The 25,441-nt window shown below is 60.0% G+C and carries 11 protein-coding genes and 10 pseudogenes; 14 read left to right on the forward strand and 7 right to left on the reverse strand.

Annotated features, from left to right (window positions below; translation table 11 throughout):
* Window positions 1-101: 101 nt before the first annotated feature.
* The 3 genes and pseudogenes from M729_RS01000000135785 to M729_RS1000000139390 form a co-directional block, all read left to right on the forward strand.
* Window positions 102-1,526, forward strand: coding sequence for an aspartate ammonia-lyase (locus M729_RS01000000135785; protein WP_032809370.1), 1,425 nt, complete (start codon window positions 102-104; stop codon window positions 1,524-1,526).
* 230 nt (window positions 1,527-1,756) lie between these two features.
* Window positions 1,757-2,706 (forward strand): annotated as a pseudogene (locus tag M729_RS1000000137655) (IS630 family transposase).
* Window positions 2,685-2,912: pseudogene (locus M729_RS1000000139390) on the forward strand (AMP-binding protein); the annotation flags it as partial. The pseudogenes M729_RS1000000137655 and M729_RS1000000139390, both read left to right, overlap by 22 nt.
* Window position 2,913: 1 nt before the next feature.
* Here the strand turns inward: M729_RS1000000139390 and M729_RS01000000135790 are convergent.
* From M729_RS01000000135790 to M729_RS1000000139885, 3 genes and pseudogenes are all read right to left on the reverse strand, one after another.
* Window positions 2,914-3,122, reverse strand: a pseudogene (locus M729_RS01000000135790) (transposase); the annotation flags it as partial.
* Between the two features lie 492 nt (window positions 3,123-3,614).
* The gene (locus M729_RS01000000135795) at window positions 3,615-5,378 is read right to left on the reverse strand and encodes a CocE/NonD family hydrolase (RefSeq protein WP_050596346.1); all 1,764 of its coding nucleotides are present in this window, start codon (window positions 5,376-5,378) and stop codon (window positions 3,615-3,617) included.
* Window positions 5,379-6,659: 1,281 nt separating this feature from the next.
* Window positions 6,660-6,710 carry a hypothetical protein gene (locus tag M729_RS1000000139885; protein WP_348626680.1) on the reverse strand — a complete coding sequence of 17 codons (51 nt, stop codon included), beginning with the start codon at window positions 6,708-6,710 and terminating at the stop codon, window positions 6,660-6,662.
* An 828-nt stretch (window positions 6,711-7,538) separates the two neighbouring features.
* Between M729_RS1000000139885 and M729_RS01000000135800 the strand changes: the two are divergent.
* Window positions 7,539-8,884, forward strand: a pseudogene (locus tag M729_RS01000000135800) (IS5 family transposase).
* Between the two features lie 132 nt (window positions 8,885-9,016).
* Here the strand turns inward: M729_RS01000000135800 and M729_RS0125475 are convergent.
* Window positions 9,017-9,904: a MurR/RpiR family transcriptional regulator gene (locus tag M729_RS0125475; RefSeq protein ID WP_027163270.1), complete on the reverse strand. Its 888-nt coding sequence runs from the start codon at window positions 9,902-9,904 to the stop codon at window positions 9,017-9,019.
* 441 nt (window positions 9,905-10,345) lie between these two features.
* Between M729_RS0125475 and M729_RS1000000139395 the strand changes: the two are divergent.
* The 6 genes and pseudogenes from M729_RS1000000139395 to M729_RS0125505 all read left to right on the forward strand — a co-directional run.
* A pseudogene (locus M729_RS1000000139395) lies at window positions 10,346-10,462 on the forward strand (IS110 family transposase); the annotation flags it as partial.
* Window positions 10,463-10,876: 414 nt separating this feature from the next.
* Window positions 10,877-12,076: a condensation domain-containing protein gene (locus M729_RS0125485; RefSeq protein WP_027163271.1), complete on the forward strand. Its 1,200-nt coding sequence runs from the start codon at window positions 10,877-10,879 to the stop codon at window positions 12,074-12,076.
* Window positions 12,073-13,125, forward strand: a complete 1,053-nt coding sequence (locus M729_RS0125490) for a lysine 2,3-aminomutase (protein ID WP_027163272.1) — start codon at window positions 12,073-12,075, stop codon at window positions 13,123-13,125. Before M729_RS0125485 ends, M729_RS0125490 begins: the two co-directional genes overlap by 4 nt.
* 600 nt (window positions 13,126-13,725) lie before the next feature.
* Complete coding sequence (locus M729_RS0125495; protein WP_027163273.1) at window positions 13,726-14,736, forward strand: ATP-grasp domain-containing protein; 1,011 nt, start codon at window positions 13,726-13,728, stop codon at window positions 14,734-14,736.
* A 185-nt stretch (window positions 14,737-14,921) separates the two neighbouring features.
* A pseudogene (locus M729_RS1000000138955) lies at window positions 14,922-15,051 on the forward strand (transposase); the annotation flags it as partial.
* A 363-nt stretch (window positions 15,052-15,414) separates the two neighbouring features.
* The gene (locus M729_RS0125505) at window positions 15,415-16,152 is read left to right on the forward strand and encodes a class I SAM-dependent methyltransferase (RefSeq protein ID WP_027163274.1); all 738 of its coding nucleotides are present in this window, start codon (window positions 15,415-15,417) and stop codon (window positions 16,150-16,152) included.
* An 863-nt stretch (window positions 16,153-17,015) separates the two neighbouring features.
* Here the strand turns inward: M729_RS0125505 and M729_RS0125515 are convergent.
* Window positions 17,016-17,225: pseudogene (locus M729_RS0125515) on the reverse strand (ATP-binding protein); the annotation flags it as partial.
* A gap of 34 nt (window positions 17,226-17,259) precedes the next feature.
* Here M729_RS0125515 and M729_RS01000000135805 point away from each other — a divergent pair.
* Window positions 17,260-18,436: pseudogene (locus M729_RS01000000135805) on the forward strand (IS3 family transposase); the annotation flags it as partial.
* A 201-nt stretch (window positions 18,437-18,637) separates the two neighbouring features.
* A pseudogene (locus M729_RS1000000139400) lies at window positions 18,638-18,963 on the forward strand (hypothetical protein); the annotation flags it as partial.
* A gap of 378 nt (window positions 18,964-19,341) precedes the next feature.
* Here the strand turns inward: M729_RS1000000139400 and M729_RS0125530 are convergent.
* Window positions 19,342-20,745, reverse strand: coding sequence for a PLP-dependent aminotransferase family protein (locus tag M729_RS0125530; protein WP_084652721.1), 1,404 nt, complete (start codon window positions 20,743-20,745; stop codon window positions 19,342-19,344).
* Window positions 20,746-21,299: 554 nt separating this feature from the next.
* On the opposite strand from M729_RS0125530, the pseudogene M729_RS1000000137680 reads away from it, so the two are divergent.
* Window positions 21,300-21,780 (forward strand): annotated as a pseudogene (locus M729_RS1000000137680) (IS481 family transposase); the annotation flags it as partial.
* A gap of 262 nt (window positions 21,781-22,042) precedes the next feature.
* Here M729_RS1000000137680 and M729_RS0125540 read toward each other — a convergent pair.
* Window positions 22,043-24,436 (reverse strand): FAD-dependent oxidoreductase, encoded by a 2,394-nt coding sequence (locus tag M729_RS0125540; RefSeq protein WP_027163278.1) that lies wholly within the window; start codon window positions 24,434-24,436, stop codon window positions 22,043-22,045.
* A 753-nt stretch (window positions 24,437-25,189) separates the two neighbouring features.
* Between M729_RS0125540 and M729_RS1000000138545 the strand changes: the two genes are divergently transcribed.
* Window positions 25,190-25,441 (forward strand): enoyl-CoA hydratase-related protein (locus M729_RS1000000138545; RefSeq protein WP_348626681.1); only part of this gene is annotated, 252 nt, incomplete at its 3' end.

Raw genomic sequence — 25,441 nt, forward strand, 5'->3', positions numbered from 1 at the left:
CGCTCCGCACTTTCGAAGCCCGGTGGGCTGATCCTCATTCTGGCGTGAGGTTTACCTACGAACCTTCGACCAGAGCGGCAGTGAATGACGAGGTAATCTTCGTGACGAAAAGTTCACAAATCGAGCGCATTGAGAAGGATCCGCTTGGTCCTGTAAGCATCCCGGTCGATGCCTATTACGGCCCGCAGACGGCGCGGGGCATCGCCAACTTTCCGATTTCGGGCATCCGGATCAGCCATTTCCCGAACCTCATCAAAGCGCATGCCTACGTGAAAATGGCAGCGGCACGCGCCAACGCCGTGCTCGGCGATCTCGATAAACAAAAAGCCGATATCATCTGCCAAGTCTGCGAGGAAATCGCGGCGGGGAGGCATCTCGGCGAGTTCCCGCTCGATGTATTTCAGGGTGGTGCCGGTACCTCGACCAACATGAACATCAACGAGGTCATCGCCAATCGCGGCCTCGAAATCATTGGACTGCCACGCGGTCGATACGACCAGCTGCATCCAAACAACGACGTCAACTTCGCTCAATCGACAAATGACGTTTATCCGACAGCGATCCGCCTGGCGATCCTTCTTTCACGCGGGGCGCTGCAGAGCGCTTTGGAGCAGCTCGCGGTGGAGCTGGAGGCCAAGGCGGAAAGCTTTTCGGACGTGATCAAACTTGGCCGCACGCAGTTGCAGGACGCAGTTCCGATGACGCTGGGGCAGGAGTTTCAGGCTTTCGCGACGACGCTGCGGGAAGATGTAGCCCGCCTCGGTGAGATTGCCAGCTTGTTCCATGAGGTCAACCTCGGTGGCACCGCGATTGGCACCGGCATCAATACGAATCCCGACTATCAGACGGCAGCCATCGCCGAGTTGCGCGCGATAACCGGCTTGCCCGTCGTCGCAGCCGGTAATCTGATCGAAGCCTGCTGGGATACCGGCGCCTTCGTGCTCTTCTCGGGAATGCTGAAGCGGACGGCCACGAAACTCTCGAAGATCTGCAACGATCTGCGGCTGCTTTCCAGCGGCCCGCGTGGCGGCTTCAACGAAATCAATTTGCCAGCGCTTCAGCCCGGCTCGTCGATAATGCCCGGAAAGGTCAATCCTGTAGTGCCGGAGGTGGTCAATCAGGTGGCCTTCCAGATCATCGGCTACGATCTCACGATCACTCTTGCCTCCGAAGCGGGGCAGCTGCAGTTGAACGTGATGGAGCCGGTCATCGCCTACAACATACTCCACGCGCTCGAGCTTCTGACCAATGCTGTCGATGTGCTGCGCACGAAGTGTGTCGTGGGCATTACTGCCAATGCAGAGACTTGCCGCAGACATCTCGAAGCCGGTACCGCCGTTGCAACAGCACTGACTCCAGCGATCGGCTACGAGCGGGCGGCGGAGCTTGCGAAGGAGGTCTTGTCCACAGGCAAAACCATCCGTGAAGTCCTGGGCGAGCAGCCGGACCTTTCAGAGGACTTAATCGCGCAAACCGCCGATCCGCACCGTTTGACGAGGCCAATGCGATCACGATTGGCATCGTAGCAGCGGGGCCGGGATTGATGTTTGCGCAGTGGCCCTGCGCAGAAAGGCGTGGCGCTCGGCTCTTGAGGGGCCGCTGGTGGACTTTCCGACATTCGAAACATAGTTCCATGACAAAAAGCGACAACGCCACCACCGATCTAGAGCGGTTCAGATTTTGACAGAATCTGCGGGATTCCCGTGGGAGTGATTTCGTGATCCAAGATGCTGGCTGGATCGGAGGCCAGCATCAGATGATGGCTCCCATTTCGAACGATCTTCGTGAGCGTGTTGTTGGAGCGATCGAGGCGGGCGAGAGCTGCCGTTCGGTTGCTGCCCGCTTTGGCGTAGCGGTGTCGTCGGCGGTGAAGTGGTCGCAGCGTTACCGTGCGAGCGGGTCTGTGGCGCCGGGCAAGATGGGTGGCCATCGCAAGCGCGTTCTGGAGCCGCACCGGGCCTTCATCGTGGAGCGGATCAACCAGACGCCGCATCTGTCGCTACACGGCCTGAAGGACGAACTCGCGGCGCGTGGTGTGAAGGTCTCGCACGACACGGGTATGGCACTTCCTGCGGCGCGAGGGGTTACGGTTCAAAAACAACGCTGTTCGCCCTTGAGCATGCCCGCGCTGACGTCGCGCGGCGACGGCAACGCTGGCGCTCCTGGCAGGCGGGTCTCGATCCGACACGGCTGGTATTCATCGACGAAACCTGGATCAAGACCAACATGGCACCGCTGCGGGGCTGGGGACTATGTGGCAAACGCCTGCGCAGTTTTGCGCCGCACGGCCACTGGCGCACGTTGACCTTCCTCGGTGCCCTGCGGCTCGACCGTCTTGCTGCCCCTTGCGTCTTCGATGGGCCGATCAACGGCCACAGTTTCCGCGCCTATGTCGAACAGCAACTCGTGCCGGTGCTCCAGCCCGGCGACATCGTCGTCATGAACAATCTCGGATCTCACAAGTCGGCCGCCGTCCGGCAGATGATCCGCTCCGCAGGCGCCAGGCTCTGGTATCTGCCGCCATACTCACCCGACCTCAATCCGATCGAACAAGCCTTCGCCAAGATCAAACACTGGATGCGAGCTGCCCAGAAGCGAACAATCGATGACACGTGGCGACACATCGGCCACCTCGTATCAACTATCGAACCAAACGAATGCAGAAACTACTTCGCAAACGCCGGATACGCTTCCGTAAAAACCTGAAATGCTCTAGCCCATCGCCTGCACCCGGCGCCGACGACGCGCCGGCCATCGCCGCGCCCGAACGAACGGCCTCTCGCGGCGGGTTGCGCCGCCTGATCCGCGATACCGCGGCGCGCCTGAACGTGTTGGGCATCGGCCGCAGCGACCGCGTCGCCATCGTGCTGCCGAACGGCCCGGAAATGGCGACGGCTTTAATCGCCGTGGCTCGGTGCCGCCGCGCGTCTCCCAGTCGCGCTCGCGAAAACCGTTGCGCTCGGCCGGGCGCCACGGATTCTTCTCGCTATATGCGGCTCGGTCGCGGCACCAACCTCCAGCTCCATCAGCCGCTCGGCGGCAAAGCCAATCATCTCGCGCAAGAGATCGGAATCTGGGGTCTTCTCCACGAGCGCGCGCAGGTTCATCATCTCGTCGGTCATTGATGGTTCCTTCGAATCAGGTTGGTGTCAGCAACCCGACCTTACCGGCGAACTGTCGATGACCACCGCAAAGCCGCTCGCTCGCTACAGCGCTATCGAAGGCGCGCTCGCGAGCGGCTTCGCTGCCGCCGAGCTACACCACCTGTGGGGACGCGACCCTCGCTGCGGGTTTGGCGCGGTCTGGTCCGGTGTCGCGTCCGTCTCCTGTCCTTGACAGTGTCGATGGCACACCGCTCGACGAGATGAGGACGGCATCGCTGCTCGAACTGGCGGCTTTGCCATGTCGTGCCGCACTCTTGCCGAGGCCCGACAACAGCCCTGCATATCCAGTTCGGCAATGTGCAGCGCAGCATCAGGTCGTGGCTGCGATGCGGACATCCAAGACGTCCGCCGGCGATCTCCCGGCGCGCAATTTGCGGACGCGCGCGGTCGCATGGCGGAGTTCGGAGTGGAGAGGGAGCTGGCCGCAGCGATTGGCGTGTGGGTTTCTGCTCAGTGCTCGACAATCGGCAGGTCGATGTAACATCCGGCCAGGCCAAGGTGAAATTTCAGCAAGGGCGGCGCGCCCTCGGCGGGTATATTGGCGAAAGTGGTCGTGTCGCTGCCGCCGAGACACACCCTTAGCCGATGGCCTGCTGGGAGACGGGCGGAGATCGGGTGCAGGGTGAACGTCAGAATGGCCGACTCGCCAGGAGTGAGGGGCTCCGCGTCACGACCTAAGTAGCTGTGTTGCGGTCCAAGGACGCGGTATGGTGAGTCTGTCCAAACTTTCCGGTGTAGTGCGCGCAACTGGCCTTCGGTGAGATAACACGACACCCCGTCCGGCCTTACAGCTTCGAGGTGCACGAAAAAATTACCGTCCTCGCGAGTCGAGGTGATGCTGAGGTGGACGACTGGATGCCCGGTGATTTCGAAGCCATGCGTTGATGGCTCGCTGATGTAAGCGAGTCGCGAGGCATTGAACTCCCGCCGATCTCCATAATCCACTTTCCCACAGTCAAGCTGTGTGCTCCACCGGTTTGAAGTAACGTCCCCCGCCGCGGGGTCGACCTCAAGCGAGTCGAAGCCTGCCTCCTCAGGCGATGAACTCAGGCGCAAGCCAGGTGCCATGTACCACCGATGTCGGGTGGCCGCGGGCGGCCATGAGCGAGTCGACTTCCACGTCCCTTCTCCTAGAGTGTAATAGTGAAGGATTTTCCCCTGCTCGCAGGCAGCCTGACCATTGAAGCAGGCATTCGCGAAACGAATGTCATTTGCCTGCTGCGTCGGAGTCGTTGGAAGAGTGATTTCATCCGCGGCACGGAGCGGATCATAAGGTATATCGCCCCCGTGGTTCCAGGGACCGATAATCACGTTCAGCGGATTGGACTGTCCCAAGAAGCGATGAACGGCACCCTGCGCCGTGCCACCATCGAACCAGCCCGCCCAGTTTTGGGTGGGAGTGCCTGAGCGATTGACCCGGTCCGCCACCTCCTGAATACTCCAGTCGAGCATGGAGGCTCCGGCCCAGGTGGTAGGGCGATCGTCTTTGAACGTCACCTGCTGGAACCCCTCCCAGACAGGCGGCATTCGCTCGTGATCGCGCAAAGCAGCGTGAAGCTCCCCTTCATCTGACGTAGCAGGGCGCACGCCCGGCGATTGTTCACCGAACCTCAATAAATTGAGGTCCATTTCCTTAACCATTCTGCTCCAATTCCGCCCCATGCACACGTTGGGAATTCCGCCGGGGAAATACACATCTTCATAAGGATCATAATCAGCGAACCGTGGCACGATCCCCTTTAGCGCTGGATGGTTCCGCTCCGCCATCCAATCCGCAGTGTTGGCGGTGTAAGACATGCCATAGCCAACCACACGGCCCGTTGACCAGGGCTGCATCACGATCCAGTCGAGCACTTCGGAGTAGTCCAACGTTTCGGCCCGCGCGCGGTGGTGAGGCCACACACCGAACGACGCACCGGTGCCGCGAACATCTCCAACGACCACAGCGAACCCGTGCGGCGCAAACACGTCGGCATAGGGATTGGATGGGCTCCCTTTGATCCCACGCCAGTAGCGCGTCAGGACCAAGATGGTGTCACGCTTGGTCGTAGCGTCGTCATTCATTGGACGCACGACGTCCACGGCAAGTCTCACGCCGTCGCGCATGGTCAAATATGCCGACACTACCGGACCGCTCTTACACAGGGGGGGCGGCGCGCCTCCGAGATCAAAGTCGAAGATCGAAGGGGGCGTCTCATGACGAGAAAGGCTCATGGAAGTTTCCTCTTGAACAGCAAGCCGCTCGGCGTGTGCCACGCGGTGTGATGATTCAAATAGCTCATTAGCGCATAATTTGCAACAAATGGCTCGTATGAGGATTTGTTGCACGGATTAAGCCGGCTTCTCATCGACGACGCCGATGACATTCTGCGGCCCTAGGAGCCTGACCGTCCGGCCTGCCCAGTAGGAGACTCTCGAGGGAGATCGACTTTGATCGAGACAGGAAAGCTGCGGGGCATTCCGGGCCTACGAGCTGTTGGACCTTGGCTCTAGGTACTGTCTGCGTTCGCGGTTCCGGATCACTTTAAGTCGACCCACTCGTATTACTCATCCATTCGGGCCAGCGCCGAACCTTGAGTACAATCTCCGGCGCGCCATAATCACCGGCGATCCAGCCTCGGGAGTCGCGGACGAGCGGCTTGGCCATATCAGCCGCGCCGGGCCGAGCGGCGAACTTGGCGGAATGATCTGCCGTCTGTCACCGGCTTTGACGGCGGTTTGCCGGCGGTGCTGGCGGATGCGAGGGTTTGCGAGGACAACGGTGTCGGGTTCGGAAACCGTGAGCGGGAACGGCGGCCGAGGCCGCTCATTTCAGTAGCCGTATGGGCGATGAGCTAGTCATTGCGGCGCGTCAAAACTGCCGGACAGCTCCGGAATTGCGGAACGCTGGTGTGAGATGCTACCGCTCCCGCCGAGCGACCACCGGACGTTCTGCGGGTCTTCCGCCAACGCCACGAATCTCCCGCCGCCGAGCACGATATGCCGCTCGAAGCCGGAATAGGCAAGTGGGAAGCGGTAAATGATAGAGCCCGGGCTCGAGCGGATGACCCCCGACAGTGATACCGGCCCGCCTTGGCGGCGAAATCCGAAGGGGCTGAGGCGGCCGGGTTCGTGAACCTGCCGCGAAGATGACCTCCTGCTCGCGCCGTCGAGGTCCCAGTACGCGGTAGCGACGTTCCAGTGTGTGGAGTCACCGTTGCCCAGCCCTAGACTCCGCCGCACCAGCTCTTCAAAGATCGCCGTGGCACGGATGCAGGGTGCCATGTGAGCAGCGGCACGAGTTCCCTATTGAAAACATCCGCGTGCGTATCGGGTCGATGGCGCTCCCGCGGCGCATTGGCAGCAGCGGGTCGGTGGTGCGGATCGATGCCTCTGCGCGCTCTCGCCCCGTTTGTCGCGCTTCTCTATTCGGCGTCTTGAAGTCAATGCGTTCGAGCTGCCCCTTCGCCGGCCTTGGTTCTTTCGCGGGTTTTGCTTCTCTCCGGCCAGCAGAACCTAAAGCAATGTCCGCATCATGCCGTCGCCAACATGCGAGATGCGACCGATGCGGTGGCTCTTGCCCGATTGGTTGACAACGGGCGTTTAAATCGGCCCCACCGCTTTGGAGTTCCTGAACGGTGAGGAATGTCGATCGTCGCAGTATAGGCCAGCGCTACAACAGCACGACGCCGGGAATTGACATCAGGCGCCGACAGGCCCCGTCATTCGGACGATCGTAGAAGCTGACGTACGTCGCAGTTCTCTCGCAGCTTGCGGCGCGGGCCTCAAGCGGGGCTTGACAATTTCGCACAGATCAACATTTCCTTCCACGAGCTCGCGAAGCGTGCCTGGAACTTCACCGTGCCGTCCACGCCGACCTTGAGACCGAAGTTGCGCATAGGCCGCCGGCCGTTCTCGATGCAAGAGCCTTTCCTGCAGCAGCTTGTCGCCGTCAGCAGCGCTCGGCGCTTCTGACTGGTCATTGTCTTTACGTGCACCGGGCGGTACAAACTGACGCGGTATCATTTGGGCGGTACCGCGCGCATCATTGCGATCGCTCTTGTTCGGCTGTGCCTGACCAACGCTTTGGTAGGGCGGGTCTCGATGCACCTCGCCGGTAAGCCGGCCTTGGCCAAGCCTTCGAAAGCCACTGCGACAAGGGCCCGACCTGAAACCAGACCCGCTCTATCGGCCAGGTCGTATCTTGAGATCCGCCATAGTCGGCCGTGAAGAATACGGAAGCCGCTCATATCGCGTAGGAATAGTCTACTTTTCAGGCTTCCGAGCAGGTAACGGCCAGTTTGTGGATAGTTTTCTTGCAATTCCAGTTTGCGATTTCGCCGCCTGGCGAAGCGTGATTCACTGCTTTCATCGCAGTGAATCGGGAGCCAGGCGATGGGCAGACCACGCGAGTGGCGCGAGACTGGAGAACAGGATCTTTTCCGCGCTCGCCTTGATCAGATCCTCAACATGAACCACGAGCTGGTGCGGCTGGCCCGCACCATCGACTGGCCGGTGCTGGAGGCGCGCTTCGGTGCGGTCTATTGCGACGGGCCGGGCATGCCGCCGTTGCCGACCCGGCTGATGGCGGGGCTCGCCATCCTCAAGCACACCTTCAACCTGTCGGACGAGGTGCTGTGCGCACGCTGGATCGAGAACCCGTATTTCCGGTATCTGTGCGGCGAGGAGTTCTTCCGCCACGCACTGCCGTTCGACCGCTCCTCGATGACGCGCTGGCGGAGCCGCATGGGCGAGGAGCGGATCGTCGCGCTTTTGCAGGAAAGCCTCAGCATTGCAGTCAAGACCGGGGCGATGAAGCCGACCGACACGCGCCAAGTGATCGTTGACACGACCGTGCAGCCGAAGAACGTGATGTTCCCGACCGACGCCAAGCTCATACATCGCCCCCGCGAACGGCTGGTGCGGCTGGCCAAACGGGCGGAGCTGGATTTGCGCCAGACCTATGTGCGGGTCGGCAAGCTGGCGCTGATCAAGCATCAGCGCTACGCCCACGCCAAGCAATTCAAGCGGGCCAACAAGGCGCTGCGCAGGCTCAGGACGTATCTGGGGCGCACCGTCCGCGACATCTCCCGTCAGATCGCCGGCGATGCGGAACTGGACGCGCTCTTCAAATGGTCGCTCTACCAGGTCTCCACCGTTCTCGAGCAGCGGCAGCGCCAGCGCGGCCGCAAGATCTACAGCCTGCACGCCCATGAAGTCGAGTGCATCGGCAAGGGCAAGGCGCACGCGCCCTACGAGTTCGGGGTGAAGGTGTCGGTGGCCACCACACTGAAGCGCTCAAAGGGTGGCCAGTTCGCCCTGCATGCAAAAGCGCTGCCCGGCAATCCCTATGACGGCCACACGCTCGCAGCGATCATCCCTGACATGGAAAAGACCATCGGCAACGAGATCAGCCGCATCCTCGCCGATGCCGGCTACCGCGGCCACAACGCACCGGAGAGCCACAAGTTCAGGGTCTTCACCGCTGGTCAGGAGCGCCGCGTGACACCGGCCATCAAGCGCCAGATGCGGCGGCGATCGGCCGTCGAGCCGGTGATCGGCCACATCAAGAACGAACACAGAATGGGCCGCAATTACCTCGCTCACACCAAGGCGATGCGATCAACGCCATCCTGGCCGCAGCCGGTTACAACTTCTCCCTCTTGCTCAGGTGGCTGAAGCAATTTTTGTGGCTCTTGATCGCCGCGTTGCTGAACTGGCCAAAGCAGCTTGCCGCTTAGCGGTCAAGATTGTTCACGGTGGACGCCATAAGCTCATCGGATGGGTGACGACTTTCACCTCGCGGCAAGTCTTGCCGGTCTAGTCGACAAATGCAACGGAGATCTCTGGCACCTAGACACCTAGTCACGCATTCAGAGATCGCGTCTGCGCCGTATCTGCAGGACATAAGTTTCGAATGCTGCGAGATGTGCTTCGTTCGCCGCCAACGCTTCAAGCGCGCGGCTTCCGCGCTTGGATGCAATTAGTTCCACAAGACACTCCACCGCCACGAATGCAGGAGTCGTGGTGTGAAAAACAGAAGGCATTTCGGTCTGGACGCGGATCACAATTTCGGAGAGTTTAGCAATCGGAGACATCTCGCTGTCGGTCAAAGCGATTAGCTTCGCGCCGCGCGAGACCGCGAACTTGGCCACCTGCATTGTGTAGCGACTGTATGGGCTTACTGTCACCGCCAGTACAGCGTCTCGCGGACCCACTGAACGGAGCGCATCGTTGGCCGTGCCCCCTATCCCGTCGATCAATATGGTGGGCGAGCCGAGCAATGATCCGACGTAGTGCATCAGATGCGCTGGAGGGAAACTCGAACGGAGGCCGATACAGAAAATGTGTCGTGACTCCACCATGAGATCGGCGGCTGCTGTCAGCTTCGCAATTGCGGAGGGCTGCGCCAGCTCGCTGAGATGACCAAGTAAGGCTTTGATTGTATCACAGATGAGCGCGCCATCGCCCTCGGCCTGCGGTTGCCCTGGGTATTCCTCTGAACGCTCGACCAAGCTTTTCGGCAGTTCCCTGATATTGTCCGCGAATACCTTTTTCAATTCGGCGAAGCCAGCGAACCCGAGGCACCTTGCAAGCCGCGTTAGTGTCACCGGAGGCACTCCTGCTCGGCGCGCCTGCTCCCTCATCGAAAGCAGCGCAACCTCAGTCGGATGATCGACCAACCAACATGCCGCGACCTTTATCTGCGGCGGCAACAGCTCGTAGCTGTCCTTGATGGCGCTTGCTATGGTCAGATCCAATGCCAATTACCTCGTAGGTTGAGCCGGTAAGTGCTGAACTCGGCAATACGATGGCTTTTCTCACCGATGGCTACAAGCGCCCGTCTTCGTCCAAGACGCGCGACGGTATGCGATGTTCGGCCACGCCGGGTGGATTGGACCCTCAGACACTGCGCCGCTGCCGACAGGTTGAGACCGCACAGCCGGTCATAGGCATACCAGCATGTCACGGTCGCGTTCGCTTTGACATCCTGATGCCGAAGCAGCCGATCTGCACACCAGCCTGCAGGGGATTGGGTCGCGACTTCAGCAGGGCATCCATATCTCTCTCCGGTCATGCCGCGACCATCAACGTGCACGCATTAAACTGAAATGCTGGTCCATCACTACTGAACTGAGCGACTGCTGACATTTCCCTCGTGGAAAAATCATCGCAGCAAGTTACGTGCCGGATTGTTCGCCGTTAGCAAACGCGGCGACCGGTATCTGCGCACCCTAATGATCCATGGCGCTCCGCGGCCGCAGGAGCTCTGGCTCGGCAAGCGGCGGTCTTCCAATGTTGCGGCAGTCACACTCGCCGCGAGGTCGATAGGTTGCGACGGTCACTCGTCGCTTTCCGAACTTGATGTGGGGCGGCACGGCTTCGGCGGATGTTCTTGACCGTTAAGCTGGGAGCGGACGAAATTCATCTTCGTCATCGTTCTCCGGCTCACGCGCACAATCGGTCTGCTCGGGAATGACCGGCCACTGGGTTCGCATCTCCGGCATGTGAGCGTCTTTATTCGATGTTCTGGGGCCGCCGGCAGTGTCCAGTTGAAGACCTCTGCGTTCAGAACCCGACATACTGTGGCATAAATATGCCGCCGTTGCGGCGGGAAATACATGGTTGCCCTCTTGCTAACACAGCGACATCGGCGGCACGCGGATTGCATGGACACAGCTAAGCATCCGCCACGCCTAAAGCAGTCTTGCAGCTCGCGAGCCAGGACCCACATGAATCTTGCTCAAACGATCCAAACCAACGGGTACGCTGCACTGTTGGGTGCGGTCCCGCCAATTGAGGCTTTGCCGCGTCCGTCACTGGTGTCTGTGTCATTTCGCCAGCAGCGGCTTTGCTTCCTGTCGCGTCTGGGGGGCGGCAGCGAAGTCCGGCACAGACAAATTGGACTTCAGCTTCGCGGCGAGTTGGACCAGGCGATCTTGCAATCGGCCCTGGACGGGTTGGCAGGGCGGGATGAGGTGCTGCGCACCACTGTCGGGGTGGAGGACGGCCAGCCGTTTCAGCGGGTCGGACCCGCGGACGCCGGCCTGCCGCTAAAGCGAGACGACCTGGGGGCAGCCGATGCGGAGGCGCGGATCGCAGCGCTAATGCTCTATGAACAGCAAGCGGCGTTCGGCTTGGACGCTTGGCGGCTGATCCGCACGCGGCTTGGGCTCCTGGCGGACGACCGGCCGCGGAAGATCGTGACCCGCGAACTCTACGCCGCGGCCCGGGAAGGCCGCGCGGATCGGCTGACCTCGTTGCCGGTGCATTATGCGGCCTACTCGCTTAGGCAACAGGGTTGGCTGGTGGGCGAGGTGTTGAAGCGTCAGTTCTGGCGGATGCTGGTGGGCATGCAAACGGTGCTGAAGCTGCCGACGGACCGGCCATGTCCGGGGCAGCAGGATAGCGGCAGTTACGTCGAGTTCATCTCACAGGAGCCGCCGACCGCGCAGCTCAATCGAGATCATGGGACGACGTTGGTTCATGAGTCTGCTGGCGGGCTGGTCGCGCGTGCTGGCGCGCTTGGCGGATCACGAAGAGCTGGTGATCGCAACCCCGAGCGCCAACCTCAGGCGCACCGAGATTGCACAGCTGATCGCTCCCTTCGTCAACCCCCTGGCGCTGCGGATCAATCTGTCGTGCAATCCAACGCTGGCGACCTTGCTGGAGCTAGAGTCCGGCCGCTCCTGTTGGCGGAGGAACGTCACCGCGTTCTGGTAGCGCCCATGATGAAAGCCGCCCATCCGCAGGACCGTTGTATTCAAGAGCCGTTTGAGGCCCAAGAGGAGCGAGATCCGGAGGGGATCGCGTCCGGTTGCGAGTACCAGGTCTTGAGCTATCGGGAGTTGAACTGCGGGCGATCTCGGCCACCACCGTTTTGCCAACCCCAAGCATCGCCCACCAACTCAGATCCGGGATCCTGGTCATGAATTTCATCGAAGGAACGCGCGTGGTCGCCGAGGGTGAGCTACAATCTCACAGCATCACTCGTCATCATGTCACAAAATTCTATCGCGAGCAGATCACAAACAGTGGATTCTACGACCAGCTTAAGTACGTTGTAGAACCCTCAATCAAAGAATTTGAGAGTCCTGGCACTATGGATACCAGTGGCGAGCACGACAATACGGTCGTGCCCGGACTTCAGCATAAGTACGCGCAGACCGGGTTGTTGCTGGTAACGGACCGTTGCGTTTCATACTGCCGTTTTTGCTTTCGGAAACGATTTGTAGGCCAGGACTCGGACGAAATCGCACTCGATTTCGCCCAGATTGCGCAATATATTGGCGGCCATCCTGAGATGACTAATGTGCTGCTATCGGGAGGCGACCCGTTCGTTCTCAGCACCGCCAAGCTCGACAAGATTCTCGATCATCTGCTGCCGATCCCACATTTGGACTCCATTCGGTTTGGTACAAAGGCTGTCGCCTACGAGCCCAGGCGGTTCCTGGATCCCGCCCTGTCGGCTTTGTTCCAACGAATCCATGAAGCATGTAAAACCGCAGTGATCGTTGCGCATTTCGATCACATTGGCGAAATCTCGGTCGATGCGGAGCGCGCCCTCCGCTCCTTACGCGCACAGGGCGTGCAACTCCTCAACCAGTCCGTGCTTCTCGCGAATGTCAACGATGATCCCGAAACCTTGGCGGAGACCTTCGCCAAGTGCCACCAAATTGGTCTCCGTCCTTACTATCTCTTTCAGGCTAGGCCGGTGAAAGGCGCATCGCATTTTCAGGTTTCACTACGCCGCGGATTGGAGATTGCGCACGGCATTAACCAACGTCTCAGCGGAATCCAAAAGACATTCAAATACATCATGTCCCACCGTACAGGAAAGATCGAGATCCTCGACCTTGGGGCCGATGGCCGCCTGTATATGCGGTATCATCAAAGCAAGACTACTGAAAAGATCGGGAAGATTTTTTCCCGGCCGTATCGGGAAGGTGCCTGCTGGTTGGACGATTTGCTTGAGGGATGAGATCAAAAGGGCGCGCAATGCTGATACTGGACCCAGAGCCAATGGATAACAGAAGCCCCGCCGCTTCCATACTGCATTCCTATGAGGCGCCAGTGATGGCTTTCCCCCTCCCCGCCGGAGCCGGGCGGCGAAAAGATCCTGCGCCGAGGGTGGGAATGCAAATGATGCGGCGGTGGCTGCGGCCTGGACAGTGTGCGTGTGTGATCTCGGGGCATCGGGACTGGAGGGCAATACCGTGTTGCTGATCCGTTTCCCCGATGGTCAAGCCCAGTTCATTGATGGAGCTTCCCGTGCGCCCGCGGTCGCTTCGGGACGATCAGGCCGGCGCGCGTTCACGACCGTATTGGTCAACCTTTGTTGTCGTGACTTTGGCAGGCTTGCTAGGTGTGTTCGATCTTTCTCCATGACGCAAGGTCGGTGCAGGTTGGCCGCATATTGCTGGTCAATAGGTGTCTCGATTTCCGCCTATTGGAAGGTTGCGGGCCCGCTCACCGCTTCTCTGGTGCTGGCGGGGTACGCACCCTCCAGCCAAGCTGTTCGCCTCGCCAGTAAAATTCGAGCGCATTACCGTGATAGCGGGCAACATCCAGGGAGTAGGCGATGCGAGTAGCCGTGGTGTGGAACCATGATCATACGGGGGTGATCAACCGGTTCGGTCAAGGTTGTCCCGAGCATTATGCTAGGGAGTCGGCCGAAGCCGTGGTAGCGGCACTGCGGGAGGGTGGCCACGAAACGCTGCTGTGCGAAGGCGACAAAGGTCTGCTCCTTACGCTTGAGCGGTTAATGCCGCCCGATCAGCAAGCCCGCCCCGCCGGAATGGTCTTCAACCTGGCGTACGGAATTCAGGGCGAGTGCCGTTACACCCACGTACCGGCCATGCTCGAGATGGCCGGCGTTCCGTACACCGGATCTAGCCCTCTCGGGCATGGGGTAGCGCTTGACAAAGTCATCACCAAGAGGCTGCTCCGCGATGGCGGCGTGCCGACGCCGAACTTCCGCGTGATGGGTCGCGGCACCGAGAGTTGTGGCGACCTGTGTTTCCCAGTGGTGGTCAAGCCACGTCACGAATCTACCAGTTTGGGGTTGCAGCTCGTACGCGAGCCCCCTCAGTTGAAGCAGGCCGTGGAAAACATCGTCACGCAGTACGGGCAGGATGCCCTCGTGGAAGAGTACATCGAGGGGCGGGAAATCTTTGTCGCACTGCTCGGAAACGAAGAGCTCGAGGTATTGCCTCCGGTGGAACGGGACTTCGGCGAGCGCGAGACGTGTTTTGCCACATGGGAAGAGACGCCACACGTTATTTGCCCCGCGCAAATCGGGAGCAACCTTGCGACGATCCTACGGGACATTTCAGTTGCGACCTTCCGTGCCTGCCAGTGCCGGGATTATGCCCGCATCGACCTCCGGATCAATCGCTCCGGCCAAGCCTTTGTCTTGGAAATAAACTCTATGGCGACACTCGGTTTGGGCAGCAACTATGTCCTGGCCGCGAGGACCGCCGGATACAGCTTCTCGAGTGTAGTCAATCGCATCCTGGATGTCGCTCACACGCGGTATTTCGGAAACGGCATCGCCAAGGCCGAACACGCGTCCAGCCGGTGTCTTGCGTAAGGTGCTCAGCCGGCGCAGCGACCGCGAACGTGGCAGCTAGCCGAAGAGAAGGCAGCGCCGAGTGTAGAACGACGGTTCGACGGCTTCCACTGTCCGTTTCCTCACGATCTTCGGGTCTCAGCGGGCAAATTCCCAAGATCGAGTATCCAGGATGTGCTATCGCCACCATTGCGGTCAAAGTTCCGGCCGCAGCCGAGCTGATCTGGACCGAGTTCCTGCGCATGCAAACGCGGCGCGGTCTGGCGCGGCGTCAAGCTGGTGGTTTCCAATGCCCACGAAGGCATCAAGGCGGCCATTGTCCGCCTCGAGGCGGCGGCCGCTCTTGCCGGCATGGGCGATCACGTTGCGGACAAATGAACCCCGGCGGTCCTGCCAGGTGGCGCACAGAACCTTGGAACCGCCGTCATTGGGAAGATGCGCCACTGCAGGCTTGCCGCCTCTGCGTCTCCTGGGCGAAGACGGTGGCGATGAAGCCCGAGACGTCTGAGTACCACGCCCTTTGTCCAACGGAGGTTTGCTATGGATGAGAGGACTAATGTTGGCCACTCGGCCAATGACGCAGATAAAATAAAAGCCAGGTCAAAACTTAACAAATAATTACTTTCAAACTCTCCTCATTTGTGAAAAAATTGTCTCTCAAATGGCCATATGGAATTAGTCACAACAAGGGACCATCCAATGTTATTGTCTGATATAGAATCGCATTTTAGTGATGATTACTTACACTTTTCGGATTTGGTTAATCCTCCAGAGAGAAGTGATCGGGAAGCAAATGTAATCTGGGATCTTCTTTCACTTGAACACGGTAGCTCAGTTTTAGAATTGGGATGCGGCTATGGTCGGATTACAAACCGATTGGCAGAGAGAGGAGCGCGGGTAACCGGACTTGATGCCTCGCCGGCCTTGTTAAAAGCAGCGGAAGCGGACGCCACCGAGCGCCACATAGATGTTGACTATGTTCTTGGTGACATGCGCTCACTGCCGTGGCGTAATCGCTTTGACGCCGTTTTTCTATGGTACACGACGTTTGGTTATTTCGATGAACCGGATAATGAGCGAATTCTTCAGGAAGCCGCCGCTTCGCTTCGAAAGGGCGGGCGTCTGCTGATCGATCAGCTCAATAGCTCGGCTTGGCCACGCGACGAGCTTCCTACCTGCCACGTTCTGCAGCGTGACGACGATCTAAGAATCGATATAAGCAGTTACGATGCGCCAAGCGATCGGGGAAACTGCGACAGGATTGTCGTCCGCAATGGATGCGTTAGACGAACGCGTCTTTCTATCAGACTCTACGGGCTCTCTGAATACGATCGCATGTTGCGAAGCGCTGGGTTCCAGGATGTTGCGACTTATGGACAGGAAGGGGGAGAATTCACACCCGAAGGTCCGCGTCTCGTGGTCGTGGCGATCAGGTAAACGGACGTTCAGTGATCGTTGCGTCAAACGGAATACGATTACCGCTGCGAGAGCGGCTGGTGTGCGCGATTGGGTCAAGGTTCAACCGGAGTGCGCGATAGACTTCGCCACGAACAGCTAATCGGTTCTCTGGCGGCTGATCGGGAGCGTCCATGATATTTCTCCACTTGACCCGCGCGTCGTCAAAGCTCAGGAGCCAGTCGCCGTCCAAACACTCCGCCCGGAACTTGCCGTTGAACGATTCGACGAATGGATCGTCCGTCGCGTCTTCCGGCCGCGGTAAATCAAGCTCGACATCCTTCTGAATAGGCCGACATGTTGAGGTCGCGGGAGGGAATCGACTATCCAGCGGGCGATCCGGGTCGACTAGGCTCCGAGTTCACTGGTGCTGCATACCCGCTCGAGCGTCACCACGGCATCTTCACTGCGATAGCTAAGTCGAGGATCGACAAGCGCGAGAAGATGTCGACGACGGGTAGCACGCGGATCTTGCGCCCGGTCGCCAGCTGGTCCGACACCATCCTCCCGCAGCTTTGGCTTCGGTCGGCGCTTTGGGTCTGTTTGCGTAACTGCAAACTCATCTCATACAGGCGACAGATTCGCGTCGGAAAGGCAAGGTGCATGAAAATACATGATCCGCCGGGACGAGATCCCAAGAAAAATGAGGTCGCGGCGACATGCGTTTAGAGCGCGCTTGTTTGATTAAGCCTTCATCTGCGGACTTCATTGAGGCCAACGGTCATGCGCCGCATACAAATGCGTATTACGCAAAAACGGGACAATCGTTCCGCTAAATCGCGGACAGCAGTTTCACTAAGCCGCGGACAGCAGGATGGGGTCGGCCCTCGGTTGCCTGGTTGAACTCATTTCCGATTGATTTTGCCGTTTTCGGCGCCGGTCAAGAGCGGCGGTGTTTTTTGCTTTCTCATGCTGTCGCCTTCGAGGGTGAGGCGATGGGCGTTGTGGATGATCCGGTCGAGAATGGCGTCGGCGATTGTCGGCTCGCCGATCATGGCGTGCCCCTGGGCGATCGGCAGCTGCGCGGTGATCAGCGTCGATTTCCGGCGATGGCGTCTGACCTGCCGCGGGCAATTTCCTCCAGTTGGGATCAGAGTCCGGCCTCGTTTGAAGATCATCGCGGTTTTGCGCGAGCATGAGGCGGGGGCGAAGGCGGGCGATCTGGCCCGCAAGCACGGGATCTCGGAGGCGACGCTGTATACCTGGAAGGCGAAGTATGGCGGGATGGAAGTGTCCGACGCCAAGCGCCTGAAGGCCTTGGAAGACGAGAACGCGAAGCTGAAGAAAGCTGCTCGCCGACCAGATGCTGGAAGCTTCGGCGCTGCGCGAGCTTCTGTCAAAAAAATGGTAGGGCCTGTCGCCAAGCGCGAAGCCGTCGCGCATCTGCAGGCCACGATGGGCTTGTCGGAGCGGCGGGCCTGTTCCTTCGTGGGCGCCGATCGCAAAATGATCCGCAACCAGTCCCGGCGTCCGCCCGAGCAGGAACTGCGCGGCCGTCTGCGCGACCTCACCAATGAGCGCCGGCGCTTCGCATCGACGCCTGTTCATTCTGCTCAGGCGCGAGGGCGAGGCATCGGGGAGCAACCGCATCTATCGGCTCTACCGCGAGGAAGGGCTGGCGGTGCGCAAGCGTCGGGCAAGGCGACGAGCGGTCGGCACGCGGACGCCGATCCTGGTCGAGGCGAAGCCGAACGCGCGCTGGTCGCTGGACTTCGTGCACGACCAGTTCGCCTGCGGCCGATGCTTCCGCGTGCTCAACATCGTCGACGACGTGACGCGGGAATGGCTGGCCGCCATCCCTGACACCTCGATCTCCGGCCGGCGTGTCGCGCGCGAACTTACGGACCTGATCGCCAAGCGCGGCAAGCCCGACATGATCGCCTCCGACCACGGCACGGAGTTCACCTCGAACGCGATCCTCGCCTGGTCGAAGATCATCGCGTAGAATGGCACTACATCGCGCCGGGCAAGCCGATGCAAAATGGCTACGTCGAAATCCTTCAACGGCCGGATGCGCGATGAGCTGTTGAACGAGAGCCTGTTCTTCGGCCTCGATCACGCCCGAAGCGCCATCGCCGAATGGAGGCAGGACTTTAACACGGCGAGGCCTCATTCCTCGCTCACCTACCAGACCCCGGCGGCCTTCGCCGGAACCCTCGCCGCAACCGGCTATGCCGCTCCGCTCGATATGGGCTTCGCGTCTCCGCCGGTTGCTCAACCCGCGCCCTACGGCGTAACAGAAACAGCTGAGGCTCTAATCGCTGCGGATTGCGCCGGCGGCAATGGCGACAGGGCCGTGGCGCTCATTGGTCGGGCCTTTGCATGCGTGTTTCAGAATTCGCGGACACCGATTCCGCTAATTCGCGGACAGCGATTTCAGTAATTACGGGACAGTGATTCCGCTAATTCCCGGACACTTTTCGGGGCGGATCTAACGGTCGGTTCTCGGGAGCGCCGTTCTGGCACTTTGCCCTCTCATCATCGGGTTGAGAGGGGCCATGCCAAGACGGAGCAAGCGAGGCGAACGACAGTGAAAGACCTACGATCAATCCTGCGCCTGCGAGTGAGCAAGGCCTCTCGGTGCGTGCGGTGTCGGAACGGCTGAAGATCAGCAAGACTTCGGTTTCGACCTATCTGTTGCCGGCACGTGAGGCTGGCATCTAAGACTGGCCGCTGCCGCCGGGCGGTGACAATGACGCATCGCTTGAGCGTCTGTTTCGCCGGGTTGGCCGTCCGCCGCAGCATCTGGACGAGCCCGATTGGGCGATGATCTCGCGCGAACTGAAGCGCCGATCCTACGGCGGAGTACTGTCAAAAATGCTGCTTGAGACGCGGACCGTTCAACATATGTCGCCGCCCACCTGGCACGAGCAGCCTGACGTAGCGGTGCCGATGCAATGGTTTCATCAAAGTCCCGCACGCAAACCGCATCGACCGCAGGCGTGCCGAGCTTCAGCAATGCCACAGCACTCTTGGGTGCACTGATCAAGCGCCGGGCCAGATCGACCTTGGACGTCTGCAGCCGACGCATCGCAGGAGTCCCACGGAGTTGCCACCTTTAACGCCAATAGCGCGCCTTCCTGCCGGCACGCACCGCAGTGAGGTGCGTCGTTTGGATTGACCGACCTAACAGAAATCGTTCGGATCCCGATCGCCGAGTGGTGCTTTGGTCTAGTAGCGGATCGCGCCCGAGGGCACGTAGCTGGAAGCCAGAAGATCTGAGAGTCGGGCGAGGCCTAACCTGTATTCTTCATCCGTCGCCGGCGAACTCAGCGACAGCCTGACAGCTTGCGGTGCTGACGCTCGTCCGACCGTAAACCGATCCGCTTCGATGCAGCTCACTGACGCCGCCCGCGCGGCGCTGACAAACTCGCTGGCGCGCCACGGTTCAGGTAGGTGGAGGAATACGAAAGGACATGGCGACGCGTCGACCGGGATAAGGTGTCCGAAGGCACCGCGGGCCAGCGTCCATCGGTGGCGGGTTTGCTCGGCTTGCCAATCACACAGCTTCTTTAGGATACCGCGGCGCAGCCACTCCGCCGCGATCTCCGCCTGCAGAAAGGGGCCACCGAGTGTCAGCCCATGTTTGACCCCCTCCAGCATCTGAATGTGCGCGTTTGGGCACTGCAAAAAGCAAACCCGCATAGCCGGGGCGACGTATTTGGAAAGGCTGTAGAGATGGAAGGTGCGTTCCGGCGCCAGACTGGAAATCGACACGGGCCGCTGCCCCGACAGCAAAGCGGCGAATGGATCATTCTCGATCACTAACAGGTCGTTGCTGCGAGCTACGTCTGCAATGGCCTGCCGCCGCTCCAATGACATCGTCGCACCAGTCGGATTCTGCAGAGTTGGGCTTACAAAGAGGAGGCGCGCCTTCGAACCGCGTGCCCGTTCGTGGAACTCGTTTGGCGTGATGCCTTCCGCGTCCATTGGTATTGCGAGCATTTGGTGGTTTCGCAACCTCAGCATATGCGCTAGCCCGAGATATGTAATCTCTTCCACCAGGACCGGATCCCCAGGCTGAGTGAGCATGCTAAGGAGGATGAGGAATGCTTCTTGGGCACCGCGCGTGATAGTGAGGTTCTCGGGTTCGCACGCATCGCCGAGGGATTCGATCCACCCTGAGCCGAGGTCGCGGTGTGAGCGGTAGCCAAGGTCGGGCGCATAGCCCGATAGGGAGCGTTCCACGATCTTGGTACCGATGTGGGAAAACACACTGCTGAAGGCTTGCTTGCGCAATGCCGGCTCGACAAGCGGCGTGGCCAAGAGCAGTCCGAAATTCAACATGTGGTTGAAGTCTTCCCGCAGCACCAATGGCTGCCTGCCATCAGTTGCCTCGCGTACCCGGGTGCCGTGGCCGACCTTTGAATAGACCACCCCCCATTCTCCGGCGATCTGGTAGGCGCGGGCCACCGTCGCTATTGTCAACCCCACCCTCCAGGCCATGTCTCTGTGTGAAAGCAAACGCTCCCCCGGTGTGAGTTCACCGGTCTGCACAGCGGCCCTAATTGCTTCCGCGAGGGCCCGATATCGATAGCCGCTCACCTTCGACAGGTCTGGCACCCAGTTTCTCACGTGCTATCCTCGGCATTGGCAACCGCTCGAAACCGCGTCGTCCTCTGAACCGCCTCTCGTCCATCTACATTAGAGTGACATGGTGTCAAGACTCGATTTTGACACAATGCTCGGTGGCAAACGGAGCAATGGCAAGCGGCAGGGGCAGCACCGATCTCTTCCGTCGTCCACCGGAGGGACGTGCTTCCTGCACGATAGTGCAATCTTTGAAAGGCGCAGAGAGAATGAGAAGCGGATCTGCGGCGTTATCGACGAAATCTGGCTCGCTCTCTGGGGGGCGAATGGGAGCGAATGCGGGCGCAACTGTAGTAATGCCTTGAGCCCGGCCTGCGTCTGGCTTGGGCGCCAGCACAGCAAATACACACTGACGTTGCTCCAATTAACTCCTTCGTTCAAACGTGGGGTAATCGCGGAGCCATTCGCCCCGAGGCCAGTAGGTAATGCAAAAGAGCGGGTGGTTAGACGGGCTCACGACTGCACGCCGGGCCCAAGCATCATTGGAGAACAACGGTGGGCAAATATCGGTTTCGACGTCTCGTTTTGCATTGACGGGCATCCTTTGTCCTTCGAATCGAAGGAGGCGCTATGGGCAGGTTCCTCATGGGAGCGCCACGCGGACTGAGGCAGTCCGTCGAGCGATACAGCATAGTCAAGATAGCCTGAGGGCGCTCGCCAACGCTCGAGATCAATCAGAAGACCGTTGCCAATGCGGGAGCGGACCTCGGTGGCCGATCTGCCGACTGGCCCAAGAGAGCCGAGATCGACGGTGCTCTCGCCCGAGGAGGAGGCTGTCATGGTCGCCTTCCGGCGCTACACACTGTTGCCGCTCTGATGATTGCCTCTATGCCTTACAACCGACGATCCCGCATCTGACGCGCTCGTCACTGCACCGCCGCTTGCAGCGCCACGGCATCGGCCGCCTGCCAGACGTCAAGGCGACGAGCCGGCGAGGTGGCCAAGGTGCGCACCGAACGGGGCAAGCTGCACATGTTCGCTGCCATCGATCGCACCTCGAAGTTCGCCTTCGTGGAACTGGCACGAGAAGGACGCCACCGCCGCCTCGAGAGACTTCCTGCTGCGCCTGATCGCGGCCGTTGCTTACAAAGCGTCCGCCGCGCGCGAGGGTCACCACCGCAGTCCGAGCATCGTGCTTGGGGACTTGAGTTTGGCGGGTTGGTCGACGCGAGCTTCTCTCGGCTATCACACCAACCTCGGGAAGGCACGAATGCGAGGGCTGGTCCAAGACGCGGCACTGCGGCATGTTGGGTGCGAAAGCGATTAAGAAAATTGCATTGAATTACCATTTCATCCGCACGCCATCGGGATCGTAGAGCGGCCCAAGGGTAACGGTGGCATCGAACACCTGCCGGGCGATGTCGACCTTAACGCGCGCGCCGGGTTCTAGCGCCGTCCGAGTATGGGCCAGAGCGACCGGCTTACCAATCCGAAATCCGAAGGCGCAGGAGGAGGTCTGCCCAACGATCTGCCTGTCGAGATAAATTGGCTCATGGCCCAGCGGTACGGCACTTTCGTCATCGAGCGTCAACGAGATTATGCGCGAACTTCCGCCGCGAGCACGGGCTTCGGCCAGCACGTCGGCCCCAATGAAGCCGCCCGTCTTGCGGGTCGCAAAGTCCAGCCCAGCTGCGACCGGGGTGATGTCACTGTCCAGCTCATGCCCCATGGCGCAGAAGCCCTTCTCAATCCGCATCGACGTCTGGGCGAACAAGCCGGCCGGCAGTGCGCCTGCCGAATTGAGTTCGGCATAGATTGCGCTTGCATCCTCAGCTCGGCAGGTGATTTCCCAACCGGCTTCGCCAACATAGGATATTCGCGCGCCGCGGATGTCCTTGCCGGCCATGTGGCCCGCACCATGCTTGAAATAGCCGAGCTCGGCCAGCCACGGCGCGCCGCATTTGGCCACGATCCTGGCAGCCTCGGGTCCCATTATGCCGAGGACCGCATACATGTCGGTGCTTTCAGTGATCTTTACGCTGAAGCCCTCAGAATGGCGGTGCAGCCAAGTCAGGTCGCGCTTGATCGCATTGGTGCCGACGAAGAGTCGGTAGTGATCTTTGGCGAGGCGTTGCGCGGTTAGGTCCGATTCGAACGTGCCGCGGTCGTTCAGCATCGCGGTATAGATTACGGACCCTGGGGCTCGCCCTACGAATCCAGCGCAGACCCTTAGTAGGAAAGCCTCGGCATCGGGGCCCGTGACTTCGATCTTACCGAAAGAGGAGGCATCGAAGATAGCAGCTTCCTCATGCGCTGCTTCCACCTCAGCCCGCACGTTCTCAAACCAATCGGGGTGGCCGAATCGCAGCATGGGATCGGCAATCTTACCAAAGTAGAGCGGGCGCTCCCAGCTATAGAACTGACCCATATGCGACTTTGCCGCGCGGTATTCGCGGTCGAGCGGGAGTCGGCGAAGGTTGCGCACAGTCTTCAGCTGCTTGCCTGGGTAGGCGATGTCGTAATGAGTGCCAAGGATCTCGGGCGCGCGGGCCATCAGGTGTTCGACGCTATTGAACATGGGTGCGAAGCGCTGGGCATCAGCCTCGCTCAAGTCGTAGGCGGTGTGGCCATGAACTATGCAATGCGCGAGGTTCATGCCCGCACCGCCGCCCGAGGCGATGCCTACTGAGTTCATTCCGCAGCCCAAGTAGAGCCCGCGGGTCTCGGCGGTCTCTCCCAGCATAAACGCCCCATCGGGCGTGAAGCTCTCTGGGCCGTTTAACAGCATCTTCACCTCGGCAGACTCCAGGGCGGGCAGGCGGTGCAGCGCTTTCACCATCATGGGTTCGAAATGATCCCAATCTTCGGGCAAAAGGGCGAATTCGAACGTCTCGTCTAAAGCCCCTGGCGCAATTGGCTTACCCATCGGTTCGAAGCAACCAACCAACAAACCACCCGAATCGTCGCGAATGTAGAGATGGTTGTCATGGTCTGAGAGCGTAGGAGTGTTGCCGACGATACCCTTGATTGGCTTCGTTAACAGGTAGAAATGTTCACATGCCAACACCGGAATCTCGGCTCCGGCAGTGGCGCCGACCTCGCGCGACCACAGCCCAGCACAAAGCGCGATCGCATCGCACATTACCGTGCCTTTCGTGGTTTGGACCCCGCGGACGCGACGGTTCTCAGTAAGGATGCCGGTCACGCCCGTGCGCTCGAAAAGATTCGCACCAGAGTTCTTAGCGGCTTTGATCAGCGCGGCGCAGACATCTGAGGGCGACACCCGACCATCGTCTGGGGACCATACGGCGCCTGAGACGTCATCGGTATTCATCAGCGGCCAGCGCTCCTTGGCCTCGCCAGCCGAGATTGACCGGGCGTTGACTCCGTAGGCATGCGCCAGTGCCTCCTGCCGTTTAATATGTATCAACCGATCGGGATTAGTGGCGATTGAGAGAGAACCTTTCTGAATCCAGCCAACCGCCTGACCGGTGTCTCTTTCGAGTTTCGAGTAAAGCTCAACGGAATACTGAATCATCCGCGTCAGGTTGTGCGAATGACGCAGTGCGCGGACCTGTGCTGCAGAATGCCAAGTTGTACCCGAGGTCAGGGCATTTCGTTCTAAAAGAATCGCATCGGAGACGCCCATCTTGGCGAGGTGATAGAGAGTGGAGCACCCCATGATGCCTCCACCGATAACGATGACGGACGCATGGGAAGGCAGGGTGTCGGTCATAACGAAATCCTAGTTGGGATGGGTTGCCATTCGCACGCTTGGTTGCGGTCGAGATTTGCTAATTAACTACTAAATATCACGAGGTCGATGTCTTCAATTCGCAAAATAACACCATGGCAACTTGGCAGCGACTCAAGGCACCGGTCCAGGCAGTCCGATCTGTCCACCCTCACACACGAACTCCATCGAACAGCAGGTTTTTTACCAGCATTTGCATCGTCACCGGCTTCTAGAACGAGAGACCCGGAACGGGGGCGACGGAGTTTCGGACGCCTGCTCCGCTTCGAGCCGCTCCACGGCACCCGCGTCTGGGTGACAGAGGCGGCCATCAGCGTTGCAGCGATCGACGGCATAGGCCGGACAGCCCACTTTTCCGATCAAGGGCTTGCGGGGAGTCGCCGGGGGGGCGTCATCGGAGCGCTTTCATGCGATCTGCCGTATTGGTTGTCACCAATGCAGCCACCGCCCCATTTTGGCCTGAGGCTGCCATCAATGCTTATCTTCAGGTAAGCGGTGCGAGCACTGCGAAACCACCCTCACTAGGATGGTTAGTGGTGGGCGTGCTCATCCGATTGAGTTGTGGGCACCGACACGGATGAGCCATTCCCCCGCCGCTTCATCGACGACGCCGTCGGGTAGACGGTCGGCATCCCATCCAACTGCGTGAACCATGCCCACGCTGTTCTCGTGGCCTCGCGCGATCACCTGCTCGTCGACTCGAAACTCGAGGTTAGCGACCGCGTCGCCCTCCTCGTGCTTGACCGCCACGACGTCCGCAACGAACTGACCGGGACGGCCCTGATCGACGATATCGTGCGGACGGTCGACTGGATCAATGGTGAGGCGGCCGTTTCGGTGTTGGTCTTGACCGGAGCTGGCAAGGCTTTTTCCGCCGGCGGCAATGTTAAGGACATGCGGGATCGTAGAGGGAGCTTCGCCGGCGATGTCTTTGAGGTGCAAGATCGCTACCGCCGGGGAATCCAACGCATCGCGCTCGCCATGCAC

It is taken from the genome of Mesorhizobium sp. WSM1293, from assembly GCF_000513875.1.
In the GTDB taxonomy this organism is placed as follows: Bacteria; Pseudomonadota; Alphaproteobacteria; order Rhizobiales; family Rhizobiaceae; genus Mesorhizobium; species Mesorhizobium ciceri.